Annotated in this window: 23 protein-coding genes, 4 tRNA genes and 1 pseudogene; 10 read left to right on the forward strand and 18 right to left on the reverse strand. The window is 67.7% G+C overall.

Features of this window, described 5'->3' with window-relative positions; genetic code table 11:
* The first annotated feature begins 373 nt into the window (after window positions 1–373).
* The 5 genes from dksA to FAZ79_RS04590 are packed head-to-tail and all read left to right on the forward strand — an operon-like array spanning window position 374 to window position 3,101.
* Window positions 374–790, forward strand: coding sequence for an RNA polymerase-binding protein DksA (gene dksA / locus FAZ79_RS04570; protein WP_136866804.1), 417 nt, complete (start codon window positions 374–376; stop codon window positions 788–790).
* Window positions 783–1,364 carry a peptidylprolyl isomerase gene (locus tag FAZ79_RS04575; protein WP_136866805.1) on the forward strand — a complete coding sequence of 194 codons (582 nt, stop codon included), beginning with the start codon at window positions 783–785 and terminating at the stop codon, window positions 1,362–1,364. Before dksA ends, FAZ79_RS04575 begins: the two co-directional genes overlap by 8 nt.
* 47 nt (window positions 1,365–1,411) lie before the next feature.
* Window positions 1,412–2,554, forward strand: a complete 1,143-nt coding sequence (locus tag FAZ79_RS04580) for an HRDC domain-containing protein (RefSeq protein ID WP_136866806.1) — start codon at window positions 1,412–1,414, stop codon at window positions 2,552–2,554.
* A 26-nt stretch (window positions 2,555–2,580) separates the two neighbouring features.
* Window positions 2,581–2,805, forward strand: coding sequence for a BolA/IbaG family iron-sulfur metabolism protein (locus FAZ79_RS04585; protein WP_136866807.1), 225 nt, complete (start codon window positions 2,581–2,583; stop codon window positions 2,803–2,805).
* Between the two features lie 50 nt (window positions 2,806–2,855).
* On the forward strand, window positions 2,856–3,101 hold the full coding sequence (locus tag FAZ79_RS04590) for a DUF1244 domain-containing protein (protein ID WP_197039273.1): 246 nt from the start codon (window positions 2,856–2,858) through the stop codon (window positions 3,099–3,101).
* 77 nt (window positions 3,102–3,178) lie between these two features.
* Here FAZ79_RS04590 and FAZ79_RS04595 read toward each other — a convergent pair whose 3' ends face one another.
* A complete protein-coding gene (locus FAZ79_RS04595) occupies window positions 3,179–4,171 on the reverse strand; it encodes a hypothetical protein (protein ID WP_136866809.1) in 993 nt (330 codons plus the stop codon).
* A gap of 417 nt (window positions 4,172–4,588) precedes the next feature.
* Here FAZ79_RS04595 and FAZ79_RS04600 point away from each other — a divergent pair, with 417 nt between their 5' ends.
* Complete coding sequence (locus FAZ79_RS04600; protein WP_136866810.1) at window positions 4,589–5,347, forward strand: hypothetical protein; 759 nt, start codon at window positions 4,589–4,591, stop codon at window positions 5,345–5,347.
* Between the two features lie 71 nt (window positions 5,348–5,418).
* On the opposite strand, the gene FAZ79_RS04605 is transcribed toward FAZ79_RS04600, so the two are convergent.
* From FAZ79_RS04605 to FAZ79_RS04660, 12 genes and pseudogenes are all read right to left on the reverse strand, one after another.
* Window positions 5,419–5,495, reverse strand: a tRNA-Asp gene (locus FAZ79_RS04605).
* 12 nt (window positions 5,496–5,507) lie between these two features.
* A tRNA-Val gene (locus tag FAZ79_RS04610) sits at window positions 5,508–5,583 on the reverse strand.
* 2 nt (window positions 5,584–5,585) lie between these two features.
* Window positions 5,586–5,661 (reverse strand) — tRNA-Gly (locus FAZ79_RS04615).
* A gap of 157 nt (window positions 5,662–5,818) precedes the next feature.
* Window positions 5,819–7,690 carry a sodium:proton antiporter gene (locus FAZ79_RS04620; RefSeq protein WP_136866811.1) on the reverse strand — a complete coding sequence of 624 codons (1,872 nt, stop codon included), beginning with the start codon at window positions 7,688–7,690 and terminating at the stop codon, window positions 5,819–5,821.
* A gap of 235 nt (window positions 7,691–7,925) precedes the next feature.
* Window positions 7,926–8,375 carry a DsrE family protein gene (locus FAZ79_RS04625; RefSeq protein ID WP_136866812.1) on the reverse strand — a complete coding sequence of 150 codons (450 nt, stop codon included), beginning with the start codon at window positions 8,373–8,375 and terminating at the stop codon, window positions 7,926–7,928.
* 243 nt (window positions 8,376–8,618) lie between these two features.
* The gene (gene nadA / locus FAZ79_RS04630) at window positions 8,619–9,725 is read right to left on the reverse strand and encodes a quinolinate synthase NadA (RefSeq protein ID WP_136866813.1); all 1,107 of its coding nucleotides are present in this window, start codon (window positions 9,723–9,725) and stop codon (window positions 8,619–8,621) included.
* Between the two features lie 112 nt (window positions 9,726–9,837).
* Window positions 9,838–11,630, reverse strand: a pseudogene (aspS, locus tag FAZ79_RS04635) (aspartate--tRNA ligase).
* 83 nt (window positions 11,631–11,713) lie between these two features.
* The gene (locus FAZ79_RS04640; protein WP_136866814.1) at window positions 11,714–12,460 is read right to left on the reverse strand and encodes a DUF502 domain-containing protein; all 747 of its coding nucleotides are present in this window, start codon (window positions 12,458–12,460) and stop codon (window positions 11,714–11,716) included.
* Window positions 12,457–12,933 (reverse strand): DUF3429 domain-containing protein, encoded by a 477-nt coding sequence (locus FAZ79_RS04645; protein WP_136866815.1) that lies wholly within the window; start codon window positions 12,931–12,933, stop codon window positions 12,457–12,459. The genes FAZ79_RS04640 and FAZ79_RS04645 overlap by 4 nt, the downstream gene beginning before the upstream one ends.
* 161 nt (window positions 12,934–13,094) lie before the next feature.
* Entirely contained in the window at window positions 13,095–15,104 is a 2,010-nt protein-coding gene (locus tag FAZ79_RS04650) for a methyl-accepting chemotaxis protein (RefSeq protein ID WP_136866816.1), read from the reverse strand.
* A gap of 174 nt (window positions 15,105–15,278) precedes the next feature.
* A complete protein-coding gene (locus tag FAZ79_RS04655) occupies window positions 15,279–15,467 on the reverse strand; it encodes a hypothetical protein (RefSeq protein WP_136866817.1) in 189 nt (62 codons plus the stop codon).
* 119 nt (window positions 15,468–15,586) lie between these two features.
* Complete coding sequence (locus FAZ79_RS04660; protein ID WP_136866818.1) at window positions 15,587–16,255, reverse strand: Bax inhibitor-1/YccA family protein; 669 nt, start codon at window positions 16,253–16,255, stop codon at window positions 15,587–15,589.
* Between the two features lie 109 nt (window positions 16,256–16,364).
* Between FAZ79_RS04660 and FAZ79_RS04665 the strand changes: the two genes are divergently transcribed.
* A complete protein-coding gene (locus FAZ79_RS04665; RefSeq protein WP_247709493.1) occupies window positions 16,365–17,225 on the forward strand; it encodes an SDR family NAD(P)-dependent oxidoreductase in 861 nt (286 codons plus the stop codon).
* Window positions 17,225–18,655, forward strand: coding sequence for a cardiolipin synthase (cls, locus tag FAZ79_RS04670; protein WP_136866819.1), 1,431 nt, complete (start codon window positions 17,225–17,227; stop codon window positions 18,653–18,655). The genes FAZ79_RS04665 and cls overlap by 1 nt, the downstream gene beginning before the upstream one ends.
* An 81-nt stretch (window positions 18,656–18,736) precedes the next feature.
* Here the strand turns inward: cls and FAZ79_RS04675 are convergent, their stop codons facing one another.
* The 5 genes from FAZ79_RS04675 to FAZ79_RS04695 all read right to left on the reverse strand — a co-directional run bounded on the left by FAZ79_RS04675 (window position 18,737) and on the right by FAZ79_RS04695 (window position 23,517).
* Window positions 18,737–19,495, reverse strand: coding sequence for a tetratricopeptide repeat protein (locus FAZ79_RS04675; protein WP_136866820.1), 759 nt, complete (start codon window positions 19,493–19,495; stop codon window positions 18,737–18,739).
* A 233-nt stretch (window positions 19,496–19,728) separates the two neighbouring features.
* Window positions 19,729–20,472, reverse strand: a complete 744-nt coding sequence (locus FAZ79_RS04680) for a ZIP family metal transporter (RefSeq protein WP_211238792.1) — start codon at window positions 20,470–20,472, stop codon at window positions 19,729–19,731.
* Between the two features lie 66 nt (window positions 20,473–20,538).
* Complete coding sequence (gene dinB / locus FAZ79_RS04685) at window positions 20,539–21,624, reverse strand: DNA polymerase IV (RefSeq protein WP_136866822.1); 1,086 nt, start codon at window positions 21,622–21,624, stop codon at window positions 20,539–20,541.
* Window positions 21,625–21,644: 20 nt separating this feature from the next.
* On the reverse strand, window positions 21,645–23,291 hold the full coding sequence (locus FAZ79_RS04690; RefSeq protein ID WP_136866823.1) for a diguanylate cyclase: 1,647 nt from the start codon (window positions 23,289–23,291) through the stop codon (window positions 21,645–21,647).
* Window positions 23,292–23,441: 150 nt separating this feature from the next.
* Window positions 23,442–23,517, reverse strand: a tRNA-Phe gene (locus tag FAZ79_RS04695).
* A gap of 244 nt (window positions 23,518–23,761) precedes the next feature.
* On the opposite strand from FAZ79_RS04695, the gene hisB reads away from it, so the two are divergent.
* Together hisB and hisH are read left to right on the forward strand one after the other, a co-directional pair.
* A complete protein-coding gene (gene hisB / locus FAZ79_RS04700) occupies window positions 23,762–24,355 on the forward strand; it encodes an imidazoleglycerol-phosphate dehydratase HisB (protein ID WP_136866824.1) in 594 nt (197 codons plus the stop codon).
* Window positions 24,355–24,987: an imidazole glycerol phosphate synthase subunit HisH gene (hisH, locus tag FAZ79_RS04705; RefSeq protein WP_136866825.1), complete on the forward strand. Its 633-nt coding sequence runs from the start codon at window positions 24,355–24,357 to the stop codon at window positions 24,985–24,987. Before hisB ends, hisH begins: the two co-directional genes overlap by 1 nt.
* Window positions 24,988–25,003: the final 16 nt, after the last annotated feature.

A 25,003-nucleotide genomic window follows, 5' to 3' on the forward strand; every position in this document is an offset into this window, starting at 1 on the left:
GGGTTTGCCCGCACTCGGCGTTACCGTCCCTCGACGGGCCCGAGTGATCGCCCTGGGCCTGTCTTCGGCCCGGCGCCTTGATTGCGGACAAAACCGCGAGCCAGAGATGTCATCGAATCGTGCAGAGTTTCCCCAGGCGACAAGCCCTTGATTCGCCATCCGGCGGGCGTTGCGCTCACCGGGCACCGCCCCTATACTTGCCCGTCGCCCGTTCTCGGCCATGGACCGGAGGACGAGGCAGGCAGCGGCCCCGGGAGATCGGCGCATTCGCCCGGTCCCCGGGCGGCCCCGACCGGGCCCGTTCCGCGAGTCGTCATTCGGCGCTTTTCACTTTCAATTTCAGCGTCTGCTCGGGCAGAAGTGGTGGATAAACATGGCAGTTGAACTCCCGGAAGGTTACAAGCCCTCGGAAGACGAGGAATACATGAACCCGATGCAGCTGGAGTACTTCCGGCAGAAGCTCCTGACCTGGCGCGACCAGCTGATGACCGAGTCGGATTCGACCATCAACCACCTGCGCGAAGAGAACTGGCAGGAGCCGGACATCAACGACCGCGCCACGCTGGAATCCGACGCCGCGCTGGAGCTGCGCACCCGCGACCGCTACCGCAAGCTGATCAACAAGATCGACAAGGCGTTGAAGCGCATCAACGACGGCGACTACGGCTTCTGCGAGGAGACCGGCGACGAGATCGGCCTCAAGCGCCTGGAAGCCCGCCCGATCGCCACCCTGACGATCGAGGCCCAGGAACGCCACGAGCGCCTCGAGCGTGTCCAGCGCGATGATTGACGCCCCGCGTCGCCTGGTGGCGGTCGCCCTGGCCGCCATGCTCGCGCTGGCCAGCGTGCCGGCAGCCGCCCAGACCCAGGTGCGATTCGACACCAGCCACGGCCCGATCCTGATCGAGCTGTTCGACGATCAGGCCCCCGCCACGGTCGACAACTTCCTCGCCTACGTCCGTGACGGTTTCTTCGAGAACACCATCTTCCACCGCGTGATCCCGGGCTTCGTCATCCAGGGTGGCGGGTTTACCGCCGACTTCGAGCGGAAAGCGACCCGTGCGCCGGTCGAGAACGAGGCCGACAACGGCCTGAAGAACCGCCGCGGCACACTGTCGATGGCGCGCACCAACGACCCGGACTCCGCCACCTCGCAGTTCTTCATCAACCTCGATGACAACGCCTTTCTCGACCGCCAGCCGGGCAAACCCGGCTACGCCGTGTTCGGCCGGGTGATCGAGGGCATGGACAACGTCGAGGCGATCGCCGCGATCCCGACCGGCGCGGCCGGCCCGTTCCGCCAGGACGTACCGCGCGAGACCGTGCGGATCGAATCGGCGAGCGTCGTCGAACCGGGCGAGTAAGCGGACCGCGTGTCGCCCAGCCGCCGCCAGAGGACGTCGACGGGCGCATGAACCACGAGCAACCCCAGGTCCGTTTCGTCACCCGCGACAAGGAACTCGTTCGCCTGATCGAGGCCATGCGCGCGTCCGACTACCTGCCTCTCGACACCGAGTTCGTCCGCGAACGCACCTACTTCCCGCAGCTCGCCCTGCTGCAGATCGCCACCACGGACACCGTCTGGCTGGTCGACCCGGTCGCCGGCCTCGACCTCGCGCCCTTCTGGCAGGAACTGGTCGGCCGCGAGACACCAGTGATCCTGCACGCGGGCGACCAGGACCTCGACCTGATCCTGACCGCCGCCGGCCAGCTGCCCCCGCGAGTCTTTGATACCCAGATCGCCGCCGAGCTGCTCGGCATCGGCGGCCAGATGAGCTACGCCGCCCTCGCCGAGGCCCTGCTCGGCATCCGCCTGGACAAGGGCGAGACACGCAGCAACTGGCTGGCCCGCCCGCTGACCCAGACCCAGATCGACTACGCCGTGCAGGACGTCGCCCAGCTCCACGCCCTCTACCCGCTCCTCGAGCGCCGCCTCGATGAGGCCGGCCGCCTCGACTGGATGGCCGAGGAAACCGCACGGCAACTCGATCCCGCACGCTTTTCTCCGCCCGACGAGCGGCGCTGGCAGAAGGTGCGGGGCGTCCAGACGCTCAACCGCGCCGGTCTCGCGGCGCTGCGCATACTGGCCGCCTGGCGAGAGCGACTGGCGCGCGAGCAGGATCGCCCGCGCCGCTGGGTCTGGGGAGACCAGGCCATGCTCGATCTTGCCCACGCCATCGCCCGACGCCTTGCCGACAGCCCGCCCGATGCCGAGGGCATCGACGGGCAGATCGCGCGAGCGCGCTCGCCGCTGGGCGGAGATGCGGCCGCTCGCCGGGCGCTTGCCGAGGAGATCGCCACCGCCCTGGCAGGCGAACCGAGTGGCTGGCCGCGCCTGCCGCGTCCGCCGGTCCTGCCGCCAGCCCAGCGCGAACTGGTAAAATCCCGCCAGAGCCAGCTGGCCGCCCTCGCCGACGAGCAGGCCATCAGCCCCTCGCGGCTGGCGACCAGCGCCGAACTGAAACAGCACCTGGCCAATCCGGATCGGCCATCACGGCTCACCCAAGGCTGGCGGGCCCCGTTGCTCGCCCCCATCCTGCAGGCAACCGACTGAACCACGACCCGGAGGACCTTCCGCAGATGACCGACAACGAGATCATCGAGCTGATCCAGGCCGAACTGCCCGACGCCCGCGTGCGCCCCGACGGGGAAGGCTGCAATTTCCGCATCGCCGTGACCAGCAGCGCCTTCGTCGGCAAGTCCCTGCTGCAGCAGCACCAGATCCTCAACCGCATCCTCAAGCCGGCGCTCGAATCGGGCGAACTGCACGCGGTCACCTTCGACACCCGCACCCCGGACAACTGAGCCCGTCACGCCCCGTGCCACTCGATACCCCTGAGGAACCCCGCATGGCCATTGATTCCAGCAACCGCGATCAGCTTGAGGCCGCCGCCTTCCGCCGACTGGTGGCCCACCTGCAGGAACGCACCGACGTGCAGAACATCGATCTGATGAACCTGGCCGGCTTCTGCCGCAACTGCCTGTCGCGCTGGTTGCGCGAGGAGGCGGAGAAGCAGGGCATCGATCTGCCGGACGCCGAGGCCCGCGAGCACGTCTACGGCATGCCCTACGAGGAATGGAAGGCGCGCTACCAGAAGTAACGCCCCACGCCCCAAAGAAAAACGCCCGGCGCTGTCGCGCTCGGGCGTTTTCTCGTTCCGGGGCCAGTCTCTCGCGGTTACAGCAGGGACGGCCACTCGCCGCTTTGAAGCGACTCGGCCGCTCGCTCGCGGTAGAACGCCACGTCGGCGTTCTGGAACGGCTGGGTATCGTTGGCGGTGATCACGCGGAACCAACCGGTGTAGATGGCCAGCAGCTCATCGACGCTGAACCCCGAGACCTCGCGCGGATCGGCGCTTTTCTGCTCGAGCTCACCGAGTTGTTCGTCGAGGATCTCGTGCAGGCGCACGATCACCGCGGCCAGCGGGTCGTCCCGATGCTGCGGCGTGGTCCCGCCGAGCATGCGCGCGGCGGTCTCCACCGCCTCGGGGTGCGACTCGAGTTTCGCGGCGACCGCATCGAGCATCGGAGCGGCCTTCTCGAGGGCACGCGAGGCCGGCACCGGGAAACCGCGGCCCTGGGTGGACTCGACCTGCATCTTGCCGATTTCCATTGCCGTGACCATGCGCGGCAATCCGGCGTTCTCGGCGCGGCGGATGGCAACGTCGAAACGATCCGGCGTCATGCCCATGCCGCTGCCGAGATACTTGAGATAGGCGATACTCAGGTTCTCGCGCTCGAGGTAGAGTTGACTGCCGCGGCGATAGGTCAGCACCTGGTCGGCCGGCAGGCGCTGCTCGACCTCGAGGGCATCCGGGTCGTCGGAGACGATGCGCGCGCCCGACAACGGCGTGCCGCCCGAGGGATGACAGGTGCCGCTCAGGGTCTTGCCCTTGCCGGTCTCGACCTCGTTGATGCGCAGCGTCACGGTGCCATCGTCGTGCAACTCCTCAACGAAGCCCACGGCGTAGCCGTCGAGCTCGGGATTGGGCTCGAACATGGGCACGAACACCTTCTCGCCCACCTCGAGGTTCGTGGCATTGACCAGGCCGGCGGCGAGCAGCAGGGTCCCGCCCGCGGCGAGACGCGCGACGCGTGTTGCATGACGCGCGACCGGCCGGCCGATCCGCTCACGCAACCAGTCACCCAGCCGACCCGCGATAATGGCCATGCCGGCCGTTCGTCCCACTGAGAGGGAGGTCCACATCATCGATACCTCGACTTACCTGTATTTGACGTGCTTGTCGCCTAGGGAAGGCCTGCACGAATCCGATGCCACTCTGGCTTGGCGAGTCGTTCGTGATCAAGGCGCGATGTCGCCGACGTGCCGGCGGCCACGTCAAGACATCGCAACGCGGAGCACGGGCGACTCGCCAAGCCCCGCCGGGCACGCCTTGAGCCGGGCATCTGCTGCGTTGTCGTCCTTGGAAAGGGAATCACCCTTCCACGGCGGACGAGCGCCTTGCATCTGCCCGGCTCAAGACGCGCAGAGCGGTATCGGATTCGTGCAGACCTTCCCTGCCAGACCGCATCCCGCGGACCGAGTTCCACTCGAATCGAACCCGACGTTCGCACGGGCGCCTCTCGCATGAAGCTCCGGGTACTCGAACGACTGGTCGACGAGCACGGCCCCATCGAGGTGATCGAGCAGGGCGGCGAGGTGGCACTGCACTTTGGCAACCACACCTCGCAATCCGCCTGGCGCCCCGCCGAGCCGGAGCAACTCTGCTTCGCCTATTACCGGGCCATGATGCTGCCCGTGGCGCTGCATCCCGACCCCGCCCGCATCGGCGTGCTGGGGTTCGGTGGCGGCGTGCTGGCGAAGTTTCTTCTCGAACATACCGAGTCTAGCATCCACGCCGTGGATCTGCGCCCGGCGCTCGCCCCCCTGGCTTCGCGGCACTTCGGGCTGGCACTCGATCAACCACGACTCGCATTGTCCTTCGCCGACGTCAGCGCCCCCGACTGGCAGCCTCCGGCACCGCTCGACGTCGTACTGATCGACCTGTTCGACCAGGACGGCATGATCCGCCTGCCTGACCGGGCGGTCGAACGCCTTGCCGAGGCAGTCGCGCCCGGCGGTATGGTCTGCCTCAACCTGTGGCGCAACCACATGCCGGCCGTGGTCGAGGCCCATCGCCAGTTCTCTAGCCACTTCCACCGGGATGCCCTCGTCGCCCACGTCCCGGATCGACTCAACACGGTGATGACCTATCGACGCGAGGCCTGGCAGCCGGCGGACCTGGAAGCCGGAGCCAAGCGGCTGACCGCGGCACCGGCGCCCCTGAGGCGCGCCCAGGGGCAGGCCTGGCAATGGCTGCAACCGCTGCGCGGGCAGCGTCGATAAGGGAAGCTCTGCACGATTTGCGAGGCACAAACGAAGAAAGGCCCGCCGTGGAAGGCGGGCCTTTCGGGATGTGGCGCAGCGGACGGGACTCGAACCCGCGACCCCCGGCGTGACAGGCCGGTATTCTAACCAACTGAACTACCGCTGCTTGTAGAGATGATGGTGGGTGGTGAGAGGCTCGAACTCCCGACCTAAGCCTTGTAAGGGCTCCGCTCTACCAACTGAGCTAACCACCCGATGGAGCGGGAAACCGGATTCGAACCGGCGACCCCAACCTTGGCAAGGTTGTGCTCTACCAGCTGAGCTATTCCCGCGCATCTCTCGCGACCGATCGCTCGACCGCGTTTGCTAGAGCGCGCATTATACAAACCCGGATTCGTGACGCAACCCCTCTTGGGCGCGGGTGACGAAAAAATTTCACGCTGCCGCGCGGCGCTCACGCCATCCCCTTGATCGCAGGCGACAAATCCCTCAGCCGGGCAGCCGCTCACCGCCGGCGGCCGGCGCACCGCCCGCTTCGCGCGCGGCCGGCCGATCGGCGTCGGGGGCGGGCTCGTACAGGCCGATCAAGGTCCAGCCCGGTCCCGGTCGCTGGGTCAGCTCGTCACTCAGCGGGCGCAGGTTGCCGTTGGGCGTGATGCCGAACAGCAGTTCGCCGCGCCCCTCGTAGTGCACCAGGTATTCGCTGTAGCCGAAGTTCTCGGTCAGGCGGGTGCTGAACAGCTCCGCGCCGGCCTCGACCAGCCGGAACAGGTGCCCCAGCGACACCCCCTCACCGAACAGGCCGCGGGCGTTGAACTGCGTGGTGATGCGCTGGTTCTCGGAGCCGGCCACCTCCTGCGGGGTCTGCAGCACGAAGACGTTCGACTGGCCGAACTCGTGGCGGTAGCGCACCGCGGCGAGGTTGTTGATCTCCGACTGGGCGGACATGGCGAACATCTGCCCGATACCCACCAGGTCGAGCTTGCGGTCAGCCGCCTCGGACACCGGGTTGCCATAGTAGGTCTCCAGCCCGTCCATGCGCGCCTGGCGGATCTCGCTGTAGTTGCCATCGGCGATCACGACGCGAAAGCCGTGTTTCTTGAGCACCTTGGCAATCTCGCGGGTGACGCGGTTGGCCCCGACGATCAGCACGCCGTGGTCCTCCGGCAGCGCGATATCCAGGGCCCTGGCCAGCGGACGGGCGGTCAGCGAGGCCAACACCACGGTGCCGACGATGATGATGAAGGTCAGCGGCACGATCACCTCGGCACCCTCGAGTCCCTGCTCGACCAGCTTGAGCGCAAACAGGCCCGAAACGGCCGCGGCGACGATACCGCGCGGCCCGATCCAGGCGATCATGGTCTTCTCGCGCCAGTTCAGCCCGCTACCGATCGCCGACAACCAGACCTTCAGCGGCTGGGCGACGAACACGATCGCGGCAAGCACCAGCAACGCCCCGAAGCCCACCTGACTCAGGGTGGCGGGATCGATGCGGGCCGCCAGCAGAATGAACAACCCGGAGATGAACAGGATGCTCAGGGTTTCCTTGAAATGCAGGATGTCGTCGAGCGGCACGCCGCGCATGTTGGCCAGCCAGATACCCATCACGGTCACCGCCAGCAACCCGGATTCCTCGGCGAGCACGTTGGAGGCGGTGAAAACGGCCAACACGGCGGCCAGCACGGTCACGTTGATCAGGTAGTCCGGCAAGGCATGACGCGCCAGCAACTGGCCGAGCAGCCAGCCACCCGCGACACCCAGCACGACACCCAGTCCGACCAGCTCCAGGAACGGCAGTACCACGCCGCCAAGGCCCGCCGCCCCGGTCTGCGACTGGGTCACGATGAATTCGTAGACCAGTACGGCGAGCAGGGCACCGATCGGATCGATGATGATCGCCTCCCAGCGCAGGATCTTGCTGACCCGCGGGCTCGGGCGAACGATGCGCAGCAACGGCGCGATCACCGTCGGCCCCGTCACGACCACCAATGCCCCGAACAGGAAGGCGATCGGCCAGTCCAGCCCGACAAACCAGTGCGCGGCGGTGGCCGCCACGCCCCAGGAGATCACCGCCCCCAGCGAGACCATGCGGACGATTGTCGAAGAGACGCCCTGTATTTCCCGAAACCGCAGGGTCAGGCTGCCCTCGAACAGGATCACGCCGACTGCGAGCGACACGATCGGGAACAGCAGGTCACCGAACAACTGGTCGGGGTCGAGCAGGCCAAAGGCCGGTCCGAGCGTGATACCGATCAGCAACAGGAACAGGATCGCCGGCACCTTGACCCGCCAGGCGAGCCACTGGGCCGCGATGCCCAGCACCACGATGGCGGTCAGGGAGAGAAGAATCGTGTCGTGCATCAAGAAGCTCGTTGGGAATCAGCCCGCATGATAGACGGTATTCGCCAATGCCGGCGAATGCATCGGCGCTCGGGACAACAGGCCACCCAGTCTCTCCTGGCCGTCAATCGCCCGCACGGACGGGTTGCCGCCTTTACGGTTTTCACCCACGAAAAAACCCGGGGCGAACCCCGGGTTGCAAGGAAGGCCGGTAATCCCTCGCGCCCCGGTCGGGGCGCGGGATCGACCTGAAGGCTTACGGATGGATGTAGGCCCAGCCTTCCATCTGACGGTCCGCGACGTGCGCCACGCCCGACGGTACGATGTCGGATTCCTGGGTGTCGTAGAGGTCTTCCTCGACGTCCAGGCCCTTGCCGCGCAGGGTGTTGGCGCAGACCTTGATCTCGACGCCGTTGGCCTTGACGTTGTCGATGGCGGCCTGCAGCTGCGGGTCCATGCGCGCCTCGGTCAGCATGGCAATACCACCGCCGTGGACGGCGATCTCGATCTGGGTCTCGGGGCCCGACGGCGAGTTGATGTGGTTGGTCACGTTACGCAGGCCGGCCTTGATGGTGTTCATGTCCGCCTTGTTGACGTGATAGACGACCTTCTTGGTCTTCTCGGTATCGGCGGCCAGGACGGCGTTGGACTGCAGCGCGAGCGGCGCGGCGATGACCAGGGCCAGGATGGTGAGCATCTTTTTCATGGTTTTTTCCTCCTTCGTGTGCAAAACCAGTGAACTCACCCTACGCCGCCAATACCCGAGCGTGGAAGTCGAAAATTTTTATTGCCTGAGCATGAAGATAAATCAAAGCAGTTGCGAATATTCGCGATCTCTTTCGTTAGAAAACAATTAGATACGGAGACTCGCATGCACCGCCCATCCGTGGCACGAACGAAAAAAGGCCCGTCGGGTGACGGGCCTTTCGCAAGACGACGGGATGACGGATCAGGCGTCGTTGTTGCCGCGGGTGACGATGCCCTGCTGGCGAGAGAAATCGAGCATGCGCTGGATCGACTCGACCGCCTTGACGCGGATCGCCGGGTCGACCGTGATCTCGTGGTCTTGCGGGTGCTTGAGTGCATCGCGCACGCTCACCAGGCCGTTCATGGCCATCCAGGGGCAGTGCGCGCAGGAGACGCAGGTGGCCGAGCGCCCGCCGGTGGGCGCCTCGATCAGGGTCTTGCCCGGCGCGGCCTCGGCCATCTTGTGGAAGATGCCGCGGTCGGTCGCGACAATCAGCGTCTCGTTAGGCAGCTCGGTCGCCGCCTTGATCAGCTGCGAGGTCGAGCCCACCCGATCGGCCATCTCGACCACCGCCTCGGGTGACTCCGGGTGGACCAGGATGGCGGCCTCCGGGTGCTTTGCCTTGAGCTCGGCGAGCGCGTCGGCGCGGAACTCGTCGTGGACCACGCAGGAGCCTTCCCACAGCAGCATGTCCGCGCCGGTCTTGTCGCGGATGTAGCGCCCCAGGTGCTTATCCGGGGCCCAGAGGATCTTCTCGCCGCGCTCCTTCAAGTGCGTGACGATCTCCAGCGCGTTGGAACTGGTCACCACCCAGTCGGCGCGCGCCTTCACCTCGGCCGAGGTGTTGGCGTAGACCACCACGGTGCGGTCGGGATGCGCGTCGCAGAAGGCGGTGAACTCCTCGGGCGGGCAACCCAGGTCCAGCGAGCACTCGGCGTGCAGCTCGGGCATCAGCACGCGCTTCTCGGGGCTCAGGATCTTGGCGGTCTCGCCCATGAAGCGCACCCCACAGACCACCAGCGTCTGTGCCTCGTGCTCGGCGCCGAAGGCGGCCATGTCGAGCGAGTCGGACACCCGCCCGCCGGTCTCGTCGGCCAGGATCTGCAGGTCCTCGTCGACGTAGTAATGGACCACCAGCACCGCATTCTGCTCGGCCAAGAGCTCCTTGATCTCGGCCCGCAGGGCCTCGCGCTCCTCGGCGGTCACCGGGGCGGCCGGCTTGGAGGCCAGCGCGATGCGGGCGATCTCGGGTTCGAGGGCGACGGGGATCTCGCGCGCGGCGCGATCGGATTGGGCATTCGCGGTCATACGGCCTCCCGGAAAGGGCGTCGCGCCGGGTCGCCCCGGCGGCCAACGAACAGGGCACGACTACCACCCATGACTATGGACGGCAGCACCGATTGCAAGGTCGGGACGTCGCTCAGCCCTTGCCTTCCTTGTTCTCCTTGGGCGGCAGGCGCACGCGGATCGACAGCTCGCGCAGGGCGGCCGGATCGATCTCGCCGGGCGCGTCGGTCAACAGGCAGGCCGCCGACTGGGTCTTGGGGAAGGCGATCACGTCGCGGATGGAGGTCGCGCCGCTCATCAGCATGGCAATGCGATCGAGACCGAAGGCGACGCCGGCCATCGGCGGCGCGCCGAACTTGAGCGCGTCCAGCAGAAAGCCGAACTTCTCGTTGGCCTCGTCCTCGTCGATGCCGAGCTGGGCGAACACGCGCTGCTGCAGGGCCGGGTCGTGGATACGCACCGAACCGCCGCCGAGCTCGTAGCCGTTCAGCACGAAGTCGTAGGCGCGCGAGCGGACGTTCTCCGGGTCGGACTCGAGCTGGTCGACGTCCTCGGGGTGCGGCGCGGTGAACGGATGGTGCAGCGCGTAGTGGCGGCCGTCCTTCTCGTCGTACTCGAACATCGGGAAGTCGACCACCCACAGCGCCTGGTAACCGTGCTCGACCAACTCCAGGTCGTGGCCGAGACGCACGCGCAGCGCGCCCAGCGCCTCGTTGACGATCTTGGCCTTGTCGGCGCCGAAGAAGATCAGGTCGCCGTCGGCCGCATTGGTGCGCTCCATGATGCCGGCGACCGCCTCGTCGGTGAGGAACTTCAGGATCGGCGACTGCAGGCCCTCGCGCCCGGCGGCCGCGTCATTGACCTTGATGTAGGCCAGGCCCTTGGCGCCGAAGATCGAGACGTACTTGGTGTAGTCGTCGATCTGGCTGCGCGGCATCTTGCCGCGCCCGGGACGTGCAGCGCAGCGACGCGACCGCGCGGGTCGTTGGCCGGGCCACTGAAGACCTTGAAGTCGACGTCCTTGACCAGATCGGCCACGTCGACCAGTTCCAGCGGGATGCGCAGGTCGGGCTTGTCGGAGCCGAAGCGGCGCATGGCCTCATGCCAGGTCAGGCGCGGCAGCGGGTCGGGCAGTGCCACCTCGACCGCCTCGATGAACAGATGGCGCATCATGTTCTCGATCAGGCCCATCACCGTCGCCTCGTCGGCGAAGCTCATCTCGAGGTCGAGCTGGGTGAACTCAGGCTGGCGATCGGCGCGCAGGTCCTCGTCGCGGAAGCACTTGACGATCTGGTAGTAGCGCTCGAGCCCCGACACCATCAACAGCTGCTTGAACAGCTGCGGCGACTGCGGCAGGGCAAAGAACTCGCCCGGATGGGTACGTGAGGGCACGAGGTAGTCGCGCGCGCCTTCCGGGGTGGCCTTGGTCAGCACCGGGGTCTCGACGTCGATGAAGCCGGCATCGTCGAGGAAGCGGCGCATGGCGCTGGTCACGCGGTGGCGCAGGCGCAGGCGCTCGAGCATCTCCGGGCGACGCAGGTCGAGGTAGCGGTAGCGCAGGCGCACGTCCTCGGAGACCCGCTCGTCGTCGAGCTGGAACGGCAGCGGTTCGGCGCGGTTGAGCACGGTCAGCGACAGACCGAGCACTTCGATCTGGCCGGAGCGGATGTTGGGGTTCTCGGTGCCCTCGGGGCGGTTGCGCACCCGGCCGCGCACCTGGATGACGAACTCGTTGCGCAGCGTCTCGGCAACCGCGAACATCTCGGGGTCGTCCGGATCGAACACCACCTGCACCAGGCCGTCCCGGTCGCGCAGGTCGACGAAGATCACGCCGCCGTGGTCACGGCGCCGGTTGACCCATCCGACCAGCTCGATTTCCTGGTCGAGCAGCGCCTGGTCGACTTGTCCGCAGGTGTGTGTCCGCATCGGCATTGTCATCAAACCCGTCATGGTGAAAAGCCCGCTATGGTAGCGCCAGCGGCGGGATTTTTCGAGCGCCGCCGGTCGGATCAACCCTCGTCGCGTGAATCCGTCCGGCCCAGGTACGGCTCGGGCGGCGCGGTATCGAGCACGCGCCCGTTGCCATCCCGCCGCGGTGGGACGACCACGCCCAGCGAGACCACCATGCGAAAGCCCTCCTCGACGGTCATGTGAAGCTCGATCAGCTCCGAGCGCGGCACCATGATCACGAATCCCGAGGTGGGATTGGGCGCGGTGGGCACGAACAGCGTCACCAGGTGCTCCTCGGTACGGTCCTGCACCTCGCCGATCGGCTCGCCCGAGACGAAGGCAATCGACCAGGCGTTGCGACGCGGGTACTCGACCAGCACCACCTCGCGAAACGAGCGCGAGTCCTGCGAGACGAAGGTCTCGACCACCTGCTTGACGGCCGAGTAGATACTGCGCACCAGCGGGATGCGGTTTAGCAACCGCTCCCAGGCGTGGATCAGGCTGCGCCCGAGGATGTTGGCCACCAGCGCGCCGGTCAGCAGCACGATCACCACGGCGAAGAACGCCCCCATGCCCGGCAGCTCGAAGCCCAGCAGGGCCTCGGGCCGATACGCCGCCGGCAGGAGCACGATGCTCTTGTCCATGAACGAGATCAGGGCGTTGACCACCCAGAAGGTGACCGCCAACGGTGCCCAGACCAGGATGCCGGCGATCAGCCAGCGACGCAGGGTGACAAAGCGCCCGCCCTTGCCGGGCTTGTCATCCGACTCCGGCCCTTGCTCCTGCCCCGGCGACCGCTCGCTCATGCGCCCCCCACCGGGAGCAACGGCCGGAGCCAGGAGGCGATGGCCGCCAGCAGCGCCAATGCGGCGAGCAGCGTGAACCACTGGCGCAGACGCTGGTAGGACCAGCCCACCGGCAAGCTATCCAGCCAGTGGCGATCGATCTGCCAGGACACCACCAGCAGCAGGAACAGCAGCGAAAGCGACAGCACCGCCCAGGGGAGCATCGCCGCCACCCAGGCGGCCAGCACCAGCAGCGCCCCCCAGCCCAGGCGGTGGCGCGCATCGCCGACCAGCAGGGCGCGCTCGGCCGGCGTGGTTGCCAGCACGACGCCCCAGTGGATTGCGCCGAGAAACCCCAGCATCACCGCCGCGTAGGCCGACAGCGCATCGAGCGCGTGGGCCGACCAGGCCGGCGTGGCCACCCAGGTCAGGGCCGACAGGACCCAGAACGGGATCAACAAGCCGAACGCGAGCAGGTAGGCGGTAGTGCGCATTCCGATCTCCTTGGCCGATGGCCGTCGTCATGCCGGGCGGCACGTGGGACTGTCCGCATTCTACGCCCAAGCCCGGACCGGAACGAAGTCGTCGCCCGAGCTCCGCAAACAACAACGCCCGGGGAGCCCGGGCGTTTGCCAGCATCGGTCCGCGCCGCGCGTCAGCCCGTGTTGAACTTGCGCACCAGGCGCGACAGCTCGTGGGCGTAGCGGGCCACCGACTCGCCGGCATCGGCGGTTTCCTGCGCCGCCTGGGCATTGTCGCTGGTGGTCTCGCTCATGTGCTCGATGCTGGTCTTCATCTCGCCGGAGACGGCCGTCTGCTCCTCGGCGGCCGCGGCGATGCGCGTGCTCATGTCCTCGAGCCGCTCGAAGGCGGTGGCGATCTCGTTGAGCATGCGGTCGGCCTCGGTGACCGCCTCGAGGCTCTTGTTGCTCACCTCGCGACCGGTGGTCATCGCCTCAACCGCCTCGGAGGCGCCCTCGCGCAGGCGGGCGATGATGTCGGTGATCTCGCGGGTGGAATCCTGGGTGCGGTTGGCCAGCGAGCGCACTTCCTCGGCAACCACGGCGAAACCACGCCCCTGCTCGCCGGCACGCGCCGCCTCGATCGCCGCATTGAGCGCCAGCAGGTTGGTCTGCTCGGCGATCGCGCCGATGACGTCCAGCACCTTGCCGATCGACTGCGACTGCTCGGAGAGGTTGGCGACGATGCCCTCGGCACGGGTGAGCACCTCGTCGAGCTCCTCGGCGTTGCGGGCACTGCCGTTGACCTGCCCCAGGCCATCGTGCAACTGGCGGTTCGCCTGCTGGACCGCGGAGCTCGCCTCCTCGGCCCCGCGGGCGACCTCTTCGGCCGCCTCGAGGGTCTGACCCATGCCCGTCATCAGCGAGTCGATGGCCGACTCTTCACGCTTGGCCCCTTCCCGACCGCGCCGCGAGGCGCGCTCGAGGCTCTCGGAGGCCTCGGACATGGCCTCGGAGGAACGGGCCACTTCGCGCACCAGGTTCTGCGCGGTGTCGGCAAAGGTGTTGAACGCCGCGCCCACCTGAGCGATCTCGTCGTTGCCCTCGGCCGGCAGTCGCTGGGTCAGGTCGCCGTCGCCCTCGGCGATATCGCGCATGCGACCGGCGATGTGCTGCAGGGGCCGGGAGATGGTCAGCACCGACAGCCAGGCCAGCAGGCCGACCACCAGGATCCCGGCGATCACCGAGCCGATCTGCCAGTTGCTGGTCGATTCCAGCGCCGCCATCAGGCTCCGGGAGCGCTCGGCGATCTGGCCGCGCTCGCGCTCGACGATCGACTCGACGCCCTGCTCGATCTCCTTGAAGACCGGGGTGAGCTCGGTGCGCACCAGGTAGGCATCCATGCGCCACTTCTCGGAGGCGTGGATGTCGAAGGCGCGATCGGCCGCCTCGATGAACTGCGGCAGCTTCTCGTTGAGCTGCTCGACGGCATCGAGCTGCTCGAAGGTCAGCAGGTAGTCGTACTCCTCGGCGATCTTCTGCGAGCGCTCGAGTACCTGGTTGGCGTAGAGGTTGAAGTTCTCGCGCAGGGCCGGGGAGCGGAAGGAGATAAAGCCGCGCAGGCCGGCGACCACGTTGCCCCAGTCGCCCTGCAGCCGGGCGAGGTCGATCACCAGACGACGACGCGAGTAGCGGCTGGCATCGGCGTTCTCCTCGGCGTTGAGCAGCTGGCCGAGCAGCCCGGAGATCTCGCGCTGCAGGGGGTTGGCGTTCTGGTTGGCGTACTGCATGCCGGGGTTGTTGGCCGCCTCGTCGCCGGAGATGGCGATGATCTTCTCGGCCGTGGTCGTGAAGCGGTCGATCTGCTCGTCGAGGGTGCCGCCGGCGTTGTCGCGGTAGCGCGCCAGCTCGGCCCGCGCGGCCTCGACCTTTTCCAGCGCGTCACGGAAGCGGGCGAGGTCCTCGTCGCGATGGCTCTGCAGGTAGAAGCCCAGCGCCCCGACCCCGCGTTCGACCTGGATGCGGATGGTGTCGGCGGCGAAGGCGGCCGGCTGGCCGCGCTCGACCACTTCCTCGACCTCGTGGGCCACCTTGCTCATGTTCACCATGGTGAGCACGGCAATCGCGACCATCAGGGCCAGAATCAACCCGAACCCCAGCAGGTTCTTCTGCGACAAACTGAAACGATTCAACCAACCTAGCATCTGCTCCTCCTGCCCTCGTGCCTTTATCCGGTCGGGCTAATACCCGCGCGTTTCTTGTGGGCAAGCCGGGTTATCGACCTCGGGGGCGAAAACTTGAAGCCCGAGTTGACCGGCGTCATCCACGCCCTTGTCCCCGGGGCACCCCAACGTCGACAAGATGGCGACAAAATCCCGTCAACTGCCCACGGCATTCATCAGGAACGCCACGAACCCGGCCACGGCTAGCAGGATCAATGCCACCCCCAGCCATTCCTCGCGCGAACCCTTCCGGCTGGCCGCCATCATCGGCTTGACCCGCGGCAGCAGGAACAGCAGCACGGCGCCCAGCAGCACGGCCATGCCGATCTTCATCCACAGATCCATTGCGCCCTCCTTCACGCCCCGACGCCTGTCGGCGCATACAAAGAAGGCCCCTTGCGATGACAAGGGGCCCGGTTCGCCGGCCTCCCCGGCCCGGTCGGGCCGAGAAGCGATCACCGGCATCAGTCGTTCTGGTTCATCCCGAGCAAGCTGAGCAGGTGAACGAACAGGTTGAAGATGTTCAGGTACAGGCTGACGGTCAGCAGCAGGTAGTTATCCTCGCCGCCGTTCACCATCCGGCCGGTGTCGTAGAGGATAAAGCCGCTCATCAGCAGCACCACCGCCGCGGAGATCGCCATCGACAGCGCCGGAATCTCGAGGAAGATGTTGCCCAGCATGGCCGCGAGCACCACGACCAGGCCGACCACGAGAAAGCCGCCCATGAAGGAGAAGTCACGACGCGAGACTAGCGCGTAGCCCGACAGGCCGAGGAAGATCGCGCCGGTACCGCCCAGGGCGGTCATCACGATCTGTCCGCCGTTGGGCAGGGCCAGGTAGTGGCTCAGCATCGGGCCCAGGCCGAAACCCAGCAGGCCGGTGATGGCGAACACCACCCCGAGGCCGGCGGCCGAGTGGGCCGTGCGCGGCAGGACGAACCAGACCAGCACCAGTGCGCCGCCCAGGGTGAGCAGGGAGGTCCAGCCGGGCACGCCGGCGAGCAGGGAAACCGTCGCCATCAGCGCCGAGAACAGCAGCGTCAGCGACAGCATCATGTAGGTGTTGCGGATGACCTTGTGGGTCTCGAGCTGGGAGACCCCCGTCTGGACGGTGGCCTGATTCTCGAATGCCATGCAACCTCACCTCGTCTCTGGTAATCATGTGATTCGGATTGATCCCGGAGTATAAGTGCTATGAACTCAGGCGCAATCGCCCGTCCGTCCTGACCCGAAGGAGTGTTACGTGTCCGACCCCGCCATCCATGCCCGCCGCGTCCTGATCACCGGCTGCTCGTCCGGCATCGGCCGACGGGCCGCCGAGATGCTCGCCGAGCGGGGGCATCAGGTGGTCGCCAGCCTGCGCGACCCGGCCGACGCGGCCGACTGGCCGCACGCCCACATCCCGGCCGTGGTGCTGGACCTGGATGATCCCGAGTCGATTCGCGCCGGGCATACCGCGGCGGTCGAGGCAGCCGGCGGGCCGATCGAGGCGTTGTTCAACAACGGCGCCTACGGCCAGCCGGGCGCGGTCGAGGACCTGAGCCGCGACACCCTGCGCGCCCAGCTCGAGACCAACCTGCTGGGCACGCTCGAACTGACCAATCTCGTCATCCCGTCGATGCGCGAGGCCGGCTTCGGTCGGATCGTGCAGAACAGCTCGGTGCTGGGGGTGAGCGCGCTGGCCTTCCGCGGGGCCTACGTCGCCTCGAAGTTCGCCCTCGAGGGCCTGAGCGACACGATGCGCCTGGAGCTGGCCGGCAGCGGCATCGACGTCTCCCTGATCGAGCCCGGGCCGATCACCTCGCGCTTTCGCGCCAATGCCCAACGCGCCTTCGAGGCGAACATCGACTGGCAGCGCTCGGTGCACCGCGAGGCCTACGAGCGCCAGCTCGAGCGACTGAAGAAACCCGGCCCGGCCGCGCCGTTCACCCTGCCGCCGGAGGCCGTGGTCCGGCGGGTGATCCACGCGATCGAGTCGCGCCGACCGAAGGCGCGCTACCCGGTGACGGTGCCCACCTACCTGTTCGCCGTGCTCAAGCGCCTGTTAACCACCCGCGCGATGGACCGGGTGCTGGCGCGCGCCTCGGGGGGCGGCAAGCGCTGATGAACGCGCTCGACTCGCCCATCGCTCAGCTCTATGTCCTGATCGAGTGGACGATCCGGCTCGCCGCCCTGTTCATCGTGCCGTTGCGCCGGCCGCCCACCGCCGCGACCGCCTGGTTGCTGCTGCTGTTCTTCCTGCCGATCGTCGGACTGGTCATGTACCTGCTGGTGGGCCGGCCGCGCCTGTCGCGTGACCGCGCCGAGAAGATCGCCCATCTCGCGCAGACCCTGCGGCCGATCACCGAACGACTGTCACGGGCCGAACCGCAGGGCAGCGGCAACCTGCCGGCGCGCTTCGCGGCGGTGGACCAGATGGTGCGCCGCTGGCGCCAGTTCCCGCTGTTCGACGGCAACCGCATCGGCCTGATCGACTCGATGGACGCCTTCGCCGCGGAGCTGGTCGACTGGATCGACCGGGCGACCGATCACGTCCACCTGACCTTCTACATCGCGGCGGTCGACCGGGCCACCGCCCCCGTGTTCGACGCCCTGGAACGGGCGGCCGCTCGTGGCGTGGTGGTGAGGCTGATCGTCGACGACTTCGGCTCGAAGGAGACCATGCGGGGACTGCGGCGACTTGCCCGCCGCGGCATCGCCGTGGGCCGGGCCTTCCCGCGCTCCAAGCTGCCACGCAAGTCGGCCCGTTTCGACCTGCGCAATCACCGCAAGCTGGTGGTGATCGACGGGCAGGTGGGCTACGCCGGCTCGATGAACCTGGTGCACCCGGAATTCCGCCGCGGCCAGTGCTACGAGGACCTGATGCTGCGCATCGAGGGACCGGTCGTGCTCGAACTCCAGGCGATTTTCGCCGGCGACTGGTACCTGGAGACGGGCCTCCTGCTCGACACCGAACGCTATTTCCCGACACCGGTCACCGCCGGGCACGAATCCTGCGTCGGGCTGCCGAGCGGGCCCGAATACCCCGAGCCGCTGCTCCAGCGCCTGCTGCTCGGGCTGCTGCACGCCGCCACCGAGCGGGTCGAGATCGTAACGCCGTACTTCGTCCCGGACGAATCCACCCTCGATGCGCTCAAGGCCGCCGCCCGGCGCGGCGTGCACTGCGAGCTGATCCTGCCCGAGTCGCTCGACCACCCGCTGGTGCAACTGGCGCAGGAATCCTACTTCGACGAGCTGCTCGAGGCCGGGGTGACCATCCGCCGCCACCCGGCCCGGCTGCTGCACAGCAAGGTCACCCTGTGCGATGGCCGCATCTCGCTGGTCGGCAGCGCCAACCTCGACGTGCGCTCCTCGCTGATCAACGCCGAGTTCGGCCTGTTGTGCTATTCGAGCGAGACGGCCGCGCGACTGGCCGACCAGATCGAACGCTACCGGCGCGACTGCCCTCGGCTGTCCCCGGAGGACTGGAAGGCGCGCGGCCGGGGACGCATCCTGGCGCAGAACCTCGCCCGCCTGACCTCCCCGCTGCTCTGAGCCCACGCCAAGATGGCAGACGCAACGAAAAACGGCGCCCGATGGCGGGCGCCGTTCGTTACGGAAGGCCTGACCGCGTGATCAGCGGCTGGCGGCCCGCTGGTCGAGAGCGACCAGCATGCGATCCTGCGCGCGCAGCTCCTTCGACAGCTCGCGCGCGGCGACCAGCTCCTGCTCGTCCATCTCGCCGAGGAACGATTGCATCAGCTCGTCGGCAGCCCGGTGGCCGTTTTCCACCATCGGGCTCAACAGGCCGTAGGCGGCCACGTAGTCCGGCTCGTCCAGACCCAGGCCGTGGGCGTACATCATGCCGAGGTTGTAGCGCGCCACGGTGTGACCCTGAGCGGCGGCCTCGCGGTACCAGTGCAGGGCCTTGTCGTAGTCCGGCTCGACGCCCTCTTCGCCGAGGTAGAGTGCGGCGAGGTTGCTCTGCGCCCGGGCGTAACCCTTCTCGGCGGCCCGCTCGAACCACTCGAGCGCCTTGGCCCGGTCGCGCTCCACGCCCTGGCCCTCGAAGTACATGGTGCCGACCGCCAGCTGGCTCGGGGCGAAGCCGGCATCGGCCGCCGCGCGATACCAGCGCATGCCGAGCTCGTGGTTCGTCTCGACCATCTTGCCGTTGCAGTACATGTGACCCAGCACGTACTGGGCGAAGATGTCGCCCTTCTCGGCCTTGGGGAGCCAGTGCTCGACCCCGCCGTTCTCGTAGAGATCCTGCGCGACCGCCGCGGGGACGTCGGCCGCCTGCGCCGACAGCGGCACGGCGAGGCCGCCGGCCGCCAGCGAAAAGGCCACCGCCCGTGCCAGCCGGCCGGCGCCGAAAGTGTTGATGCGTTCCATGATCCCTGCCCTCGTTCTGCTCCGATACCTGGGGAACCCCTGCACGAATGCCGAACCCCGCAGAGCGGTATGGCATTCGTGCAGCGGCTCCGTCAACTAAGCATGCCCACGAAAAGGTGGAAATTCAATCACAAAATGTCACGCCGAGTGACTGATTTCGCAGGAAAAAATATCACCGCAATCGCATATCCGCGCATCAGCACATCGTGATGGAACGCGGCTCGGCAACGAGGTCAGTGGGCGATCGCCAGCTGGAAGGCAAACATCACCATGAACGACAGCACCACCACTGTGCCCACACGCCCGGCCGACAGCCCGCGGTTGGCGTCGGGCAGCAGCTCGGCGAACACCATCCAGATCATCGCCCCGGCCGCCAGACCCAGGCCGATCGGCAGGAAGGGCTCGAAGGCGGTCACGAACAGGTAGGCCGGGATCGCCATCAACGGCTGCGGCAGGCTGGAGAAGATCGCCCAGCCCGCCGCCTGCCAGACCGGCACGCCGCGCGGCACCAGCACCAGGGCGATCGCCAGCCCCTCCGGGATGTTGTGCACGGCGATCGCCGCCGTGATGAACATTCCCAGTTCCTCGCCACCGCCGTAGGAGACCCCGACGCCGACGCCCTCGGCGAAGGAATGGATCGTCATCACGCCGACGATCATCAGGGCCTTCTTGGCATCCGCCGCCTGCAGGTCGCTGACGTCCGGGGTGTGGTGCCGATCGAGCCAGCGATCGGCCAACACCACCAGCACCAGCCCCGAGGCCATCCCCGCGAGCGTCCGCCAGGAACCGATCGCGCTGCCCTCGGCAACCAGGCTGTGGCTGGCCGCCAGCATCAGGCCCGCCGCCATCGCCGCGCCGGCCGCGAGCCAGCGCTCGTCCACGTGCCGGGCGAACGCGAGCGGGATGGCGCCCAGCCCGGTGGCCAGCGCCGTGATCAACGCGGCGATAAAGACCGTCAGCAGACTGACCTCAAGCACCATAATCGGGCCCTGATGAGCGAATGTCGGTTGACCCTAGATCGTCGACCGCCCTAAATCCACGCATTACCTTGAGCCCGCCGACGGCCAACCGAGATCCAGCTCCCCCAGCGGCTGCGCCTCCCGGGCCTCGAGCCCCGAACAGGTCACACCCAGCAGCCGAATCGGCCGGCGACCGGCCTCGGTGTCATCGAGCAATCCCGGCAAGGCACCCAGCAACTCGCCCGCCGACGACAACGGTCGAGTGAAGGTGCGCCGGCGGGTGATCTGGACGAAATCCGCGTACTTCACCTTGAGCGTGACCGTGCAGGCGACCAGCTCGCGCGCCGCCAGGTCGCGGGCCACGCGCTCGGCCAGCGGCGGCAGGGCCGCCTCGACCGCCTCGCGGCCGACCAGGTCGTTCGGATAGGTGGTCTCGTGACCGAGCGACTTGCGCTCGCGCCGGCTCTGCACGGGGCGCTCGTCGATGCCGCGCGCGATCTGGTAGTAGTGCCGTCCGGCCTTGCCGAACCATTCGACCAGCTCGTGCAGCTCGTGGCGGCGCAGGTCGCCGCCGGTGTGGATGCCGCGGGCCTTCATGCGTCGCTCGGTGGCCGGGCCAACGCCGTGAAAGTCGCCCACCGGCAGGTCCTGGATGAATCCGGGCGCGGCCTCGGGGTCGATCAGGTAGAGCCCGTCGGGCTTGTCCACGTCGGAGGCGAGCTTGGCGAGAAACTTGTTGTAGGACACGCCCGCCGAGGCGACCAACCCGGTGGTCTCGCGTATCGCCGCCTTGATCTCGCGCGCCATCAGGGTGGCCGATCCGCGACAGGCCGGACTGTCGCTGACGTCGAGGTACGCCTCGTCGAGCGAAAGCGGCTCGATCCGCTCGGTGTAGCGCCGGAATACCTCGTGGATCTGGCGCGAGACCGCGCGGTAGACATCGAAGCGCGGCCGCAGGAAGACCACCTCCGGGCAGGCGCGTGCCGCGCGCGCCGCCGGCATGGCCGAATGGATGCCGAACCGACGCGCCTCATAGCTCGCCGCCGCGACCACGCCTCGCCCGGCCGGGTCCCCCCCGACCACCACGGGCCGCCCGCGCAACTCGGGCCGGTCGCGCTGCTCGACCGAGGCATAGAAGGCATCCATGTCGACGTGGATGATCTTGCGCATCGCCGTCTGCCCGCGCCGCCTCAGCGGGGCCGCTGGGCCAGTTCGGCCCGGTTGCGCCCGGCTGCCTTGGCGCGGTACATCGCCCGATCGGCCGCGCGCACCAAGTCATCGCCGGTGACCGCATGGTCGGGGTAGAGGGTCACGCCGATACTCGCCGAGACGGCCACCGTCTGTCCCTCGACCCCGATCGGCTCGGCCAGCGACCGGCAGAGCGCCCCGGCGACCGCCAGGGCCTCGTCGCTGTCGCCGACGGCGTGCAGGAGGACGACGAACTCGTCGCCGCCCAGTCGCCCCACCAGGTCGGATTCGCGCACGCCGGCCAGCAGCCGCCGGGCGGTGGTCAGCAGCACCTCGTCGCCCGCGGCATGGCCGAGTCGATCGTTGATGGGCTTGAACTCGTCGAGGTCGATGAACAGCAGGGCTTCCTTCTCGCCGTGGCGCGCGGCCAGGCGCAATGCCTGCTCGAGATGCTCGAAGAACAGCGCGCGGTTGGGCAGGCCGGTGAGCGCGTCGTGCTGGGCGAGATGACGGATGCGCTCCTCCATGGCACGGCGCTCGGTGATGTCGCGGGCGATGCCCAGAAAGGCGGTGACCTGGCCGTCATCGTCGCGCAGCGGCGCGGCGTTGCTGGTGTGCCAGCGCCAGCCATCGTCGCGGTGGCGCACCCGGTACTCGATGCCGCCGCGCGGCTCGCCACTGCCCAGCACCTCCTCGAGAAACGCGAGACACCGCGGCAGGTCGTCCGGGTGGAGGTAATCGCGGATGTGCGTGCCCACCACGTCCTCGACGGCATGACCGAGCGACGTGACCCAACTGGGAGAGACGTAGCTGAGCACCCCGTCGGGGGTCAGGGTGTAGATGATGTCGTTGGCGTTCTCGACCAGTTGGCGGAAGCGGGTCTCGCTCCGCCAGACCTCCGCCTCGAGCGCCTTGCGCCGGGAGATGTCGTTGACGTAGCCGGTCCAGATGATCGTGCCGTCGGCCAGCCGCTGGGGCAGGTCGTTGGCCTCGACCCAGCGCAGGCTTCCGTCACGATGCCGCATGCGAAATTCCCCCTGCCAGGGCGTCAGCGACTCGCCGTGGGCGATGCTTTCGCCGATGACCCGCTCGTAGTCCTCCGGGTGGATTCGATCGAGCAGGGCGCCCGCATCGGCAAGCACCTCGGCCTGACTGACCCCGAACATCACCTCGACGCGCTCGCCGACGAACAGAAAGCGCCAATCGTCGCCGCCCGACCAGCTCAGCTGGTAGACAAAGCCCGGCAGATGCGGCGCGACCGTCTGCAGCTGCTGGGCGAAGTCGCGACTCCAGGTGATATCCCGGGCCGAGCCGAGCAGTTCGATCACCTCGCCACGCCCGTCGCGCAACGGACTCAACTGGACCTGCCAGCTGCGACTGCCGCTGGGCACATCGAGGATCGATTCGATCAGGGCCGGCTCGCCGCTGGCGAAACACCCGGCGTACACGGCCTCGAGAGGCGCGGCCTGATCGACGGGCAGCAGCTCGCGCGGCGTCTTGCCCACGATCTGTTCGCGGGAAAGCCCGGTGTCACGCAACAGGGCGGCGTTGACTTCGCGATAGACGAAATCGCCGTCGGCCCGACGCCCGATCACGAAGAGCACGTCCTGAGACTGCTCGAAACAGGCCTGGTAGGAATCTTGCGGCATTGCTGCCCTCATTATCCGCCCGCACTGGATGTGCCGAGTATGGGCAGTATGCGGCCAACCACGGGGGGACAAAACACGGCGCGGGAACGGTGCCCGATACCCGCAACGAAAAACCCCCGATCCGGGGATCGGGGGTTTGACGGAAAACTGTGGTGGCCAGAGAGGGAATCGAACCCCCGACACGGGGATTTTCAATCCCCTGCTCTACCAACTGAGCTATCTGGCCAAGGTCGCTTGTCGCTGCCGGCGGCCTGAGATCAGGCGCCGTCGCCGGGCGACGAGGCTGCGCATTTAACGGCAAAATCGACGCGCGGTCAACCCCGCCGGCGGCGGATCAGCGCAGATCGGGGCGCCGCGAGTCGAGACGTTTTCCGAGCAAAGGCTGACGCGCCGCGGCGGGCATTGTATGCTCCGGGTTCGGGGAGCTTTCCCGACCCAACCCATTCAATCCGCCCGAGACGCGAACCGACATGGCCGCACGCACCGCGCAGATTCGCCGCGAGACCAACGAGACCCGCATCGCCATCGAGATCAACCTCGACGGCGAGGGCCGGGCCCGGCTCGAGACCGGCGTTCCGTTCTTCGAGCACATGCTCGACCAGGTCGCCCGCCACGGGCTGATCGACATCACCCTGACCTGCGACGGCGACACCGAGATCGACGATCACCACACGGTCGAGGACTGCGGCATCGTGCTGGGCCAGGCGGTGGCCAAGGCCGTCGGTGACAAGCGCGGCATCATCCGCTACGGGCACGCCTACGTGCCGCTCGACGAGGCGCTCTCGCGGGTGGTGATTGACCTGTCCGGTCGCCCGGGGCTGGAGTTCCACTGCGACTTCACCCGCTCGCTGATCGGCCGCTTCGAGACCGAGCTGGTCGAGGAGTTCTTCCGCGGCTTCGTCAATCACGCCGGGGCCACGCTGCACGTCGACAACATCCGCGGGCGCAACGCGCACCACCAGGCCGAGACCATGTTCAAGGCCTTCGGTCGGGCATTGCGCATGGCATTGAGCGCCGACGAGCGCCAGGCCGACGTCGTTCCCTCGACCAAGGGCTCGCTGTAATGCAGATTGCGGTGGTCGACTACGGGATGGGCAACCTGCGCTCGGTGGTCAAGGCCATCGAGCACGTCGCCCCGGACGACGCCCACGTGGTGCTGACCGACGCCCCCGAGGTGATCCTGGAGTCCGAGAAGGTGGTCTTCCCCGGCCAGGGCGCGGCAGCCCAGTGCATGGCCAAACTCGAGGAGCGGCACCTGCCCGAGGCCCTGCGCGAGGCCGCGCGAACCCGGCCGTTCCTCGGCATCTGCATGGGAATGCAGGTGCTGCTGGATCGCTCCGAGGAAAACGACGGCGTCGACTTGCTGGGCTGGTTCCCGGGCCAGGTCAAGCGCTTCGAGCCGGGCGACGAGCACCTCAAGGTGCCCCAGATGGGCTGGAACCAGCTGCATCAGGCGCAGGAGCACCCGTTGTTCGACGGAATCCGCCAGGACGCGCGCTTCTACTTCGTGCACAGCTATTACTGCGAGCCGGCGAACCCGGCGCACTCGGTGGCCACCGCGACCTACGGGCAGACCTACTGCGCCGCGCTGGCCGACGACTACGTCTTCGCCATCCAGGCGCACCCGGAGAAGAGCGCCGACGACGGCCTCAGGCTCCTGGCCAATTTCACCCGCTGGTCCGGACCGTGGTCCTGACCGCTTCAAAACACGA

The organism is Guyparkeria sp. SB14A, assembly GCF_005096345.1.
GTDB lineage: Bacteria > Pseudomonadota > Gammaproteobacteria > Halothiobacillales > Halothiobacillaceae > Guyparkeria > Guyparkeria hydrothermalis.

Excerpts from the sequence above, each read along its gene's own strand:
- dksA (WP_136866804.1), top strand. The coding sequence starts at position 374 with ATGGCAGTTGAACTCCCGGAAGGTTACAAGCCCTCGGAAGACGAGGAA.
- FAZ79_RS04575 (WP_136866805.1), top strand. The coding sequence starts at position 783 with ATGATTGACGCCCCGCGTCGCCTGGTGGCGGTCGCCCTGGCCGCCATG.
- FAZ79_RS04580 (WP_136866806.1), top strand. The coding sequence starts at position 1,412 with ATGAACCACGAGCAACCCCAGGTCCGTTTCGTCACCCGCGACAAGGAA.
- FAZ79_RS04585 (WP_136866807.1), top strand. The coding sequence starts at position 2,581 with ATGACCGACAACGAGATCATCGAGCTGATCCAGGCCGAACTGCCCGAC.
- FAZ79_RS04595 (WP_136866809.1), bottom strand. The coding sequence starts at position 4,171 with ATGGCCATTATCGCGGGTCGGCTGGGTGACTGGTTGCGTGAGCGGATC.
- FAZ79_RS04600 (WP_136866810.1), top strand. The coding sequence starts at position 4,589 with ATGAAGCTCCGGGTACTCGAACGACTGGTCGACGAGCACGGCCCCATC.
- FAZ79_RS04620 (WP_136866811.1), bottom strand. The coding sequence starts at position 7,690 with ATGCACGACACGATTCTTCTCTCCCTGACCGCCATCGTGGTGCTGGGC.
- FAZ79_RS04625 (WP_136866812.1), bottom strand. The coding sequence starts at position 8,375 with ATGAAAAAGATGCTCACCATCCTGGCCCTGGTCATCGCCGCGCCGCTC.
- nadA (WP_136866813.1), bottom strand. The coding sequence starts at position 9,725 with ATGACCGCGAATGCCCAATCCGATCGCGCCGCGCGCGAGATCCCCGTC.
- FAZ79_RS04640 (WP_136866814.1), bottom strand. The coding sequence starts at position 12,460 with ATGAGCGAGCGGTCGCCGGGGCAGGAGCAAGGGCCGGAGTCGGATGAC.
- FAZ79_RS04645 (WP_136866815.1), bottom strand. The coding sequence starts at position 12,933 with ATGCGCACTACCGCCTACCTGCTCGCGTTCGGCTTGTTGATCCCGTTC.
- FAZ79_RS04650 (WP_136866816.1), bottom strand. The coding sequence starts at position 15,104 with ATGCTAGGTTGGTTGAATCGTTTCAGTTTGTCGCAGAAGAACCTGCTG.
- FAZ79_RS04655 (WP_136866817.1), bottom strand. The coding sequence starts at position 15,467 with ATGGATCTGTGGATGAAGATCGGCATGGCCGTGCTGCTGGGCGCCGTG.
- FAZ79_RS04660 (WP_136866818.1), bottom strand. The coding sequence starts at position 16,255 with ATGGCATTCGAGAATCAGGCCACCGTCCAGACGGGGGTCTCCCAGCTC.
- cls (WP_136866819.1), top strand. The coding sequence starts at position 17,225 with ATGAACGCGCTCGACTCGCCCATCGCTCAGCTCTATGTCCTGATCGAG.
- FAZ79_RS04675 (WP_136866820.1), bottom strand. The coding sequence starts at position 19,495 with ATGGAACGCATCAACACTTTCGGCGCCGGCCGGCTGGCACGGGCGGTG.
- dinB (WP_136866822.1), bottom strand. The coding sequence starts at position 21,624 with ATGCGCAAGATCATCCACGTCGACATGGATGCCTTCTATGCCTCGGTC.
- FAZ79_RS04690 (WP_136866823.1), bottom strand. The coding sequence starts at position 23,291 with ATGCCGCAAGATTCCTACCAGGCCTGTTTCGAGCAGTCTCAGGACGTG.
- hisB (WP_136866824.1), top strand. The coding sequence starts at position 23,762 with ATGGCCGCACGCACCGCGCAGATTCGCCGCGAGACCAACGAGACCCGC.
- hisH (WP_136866825.1), top strand. The coding sequence starts at position 24,355 with ATGCAGATTGCGGTGGTCGACTACGGGATGGGCAACCTGCGCTCGGTG.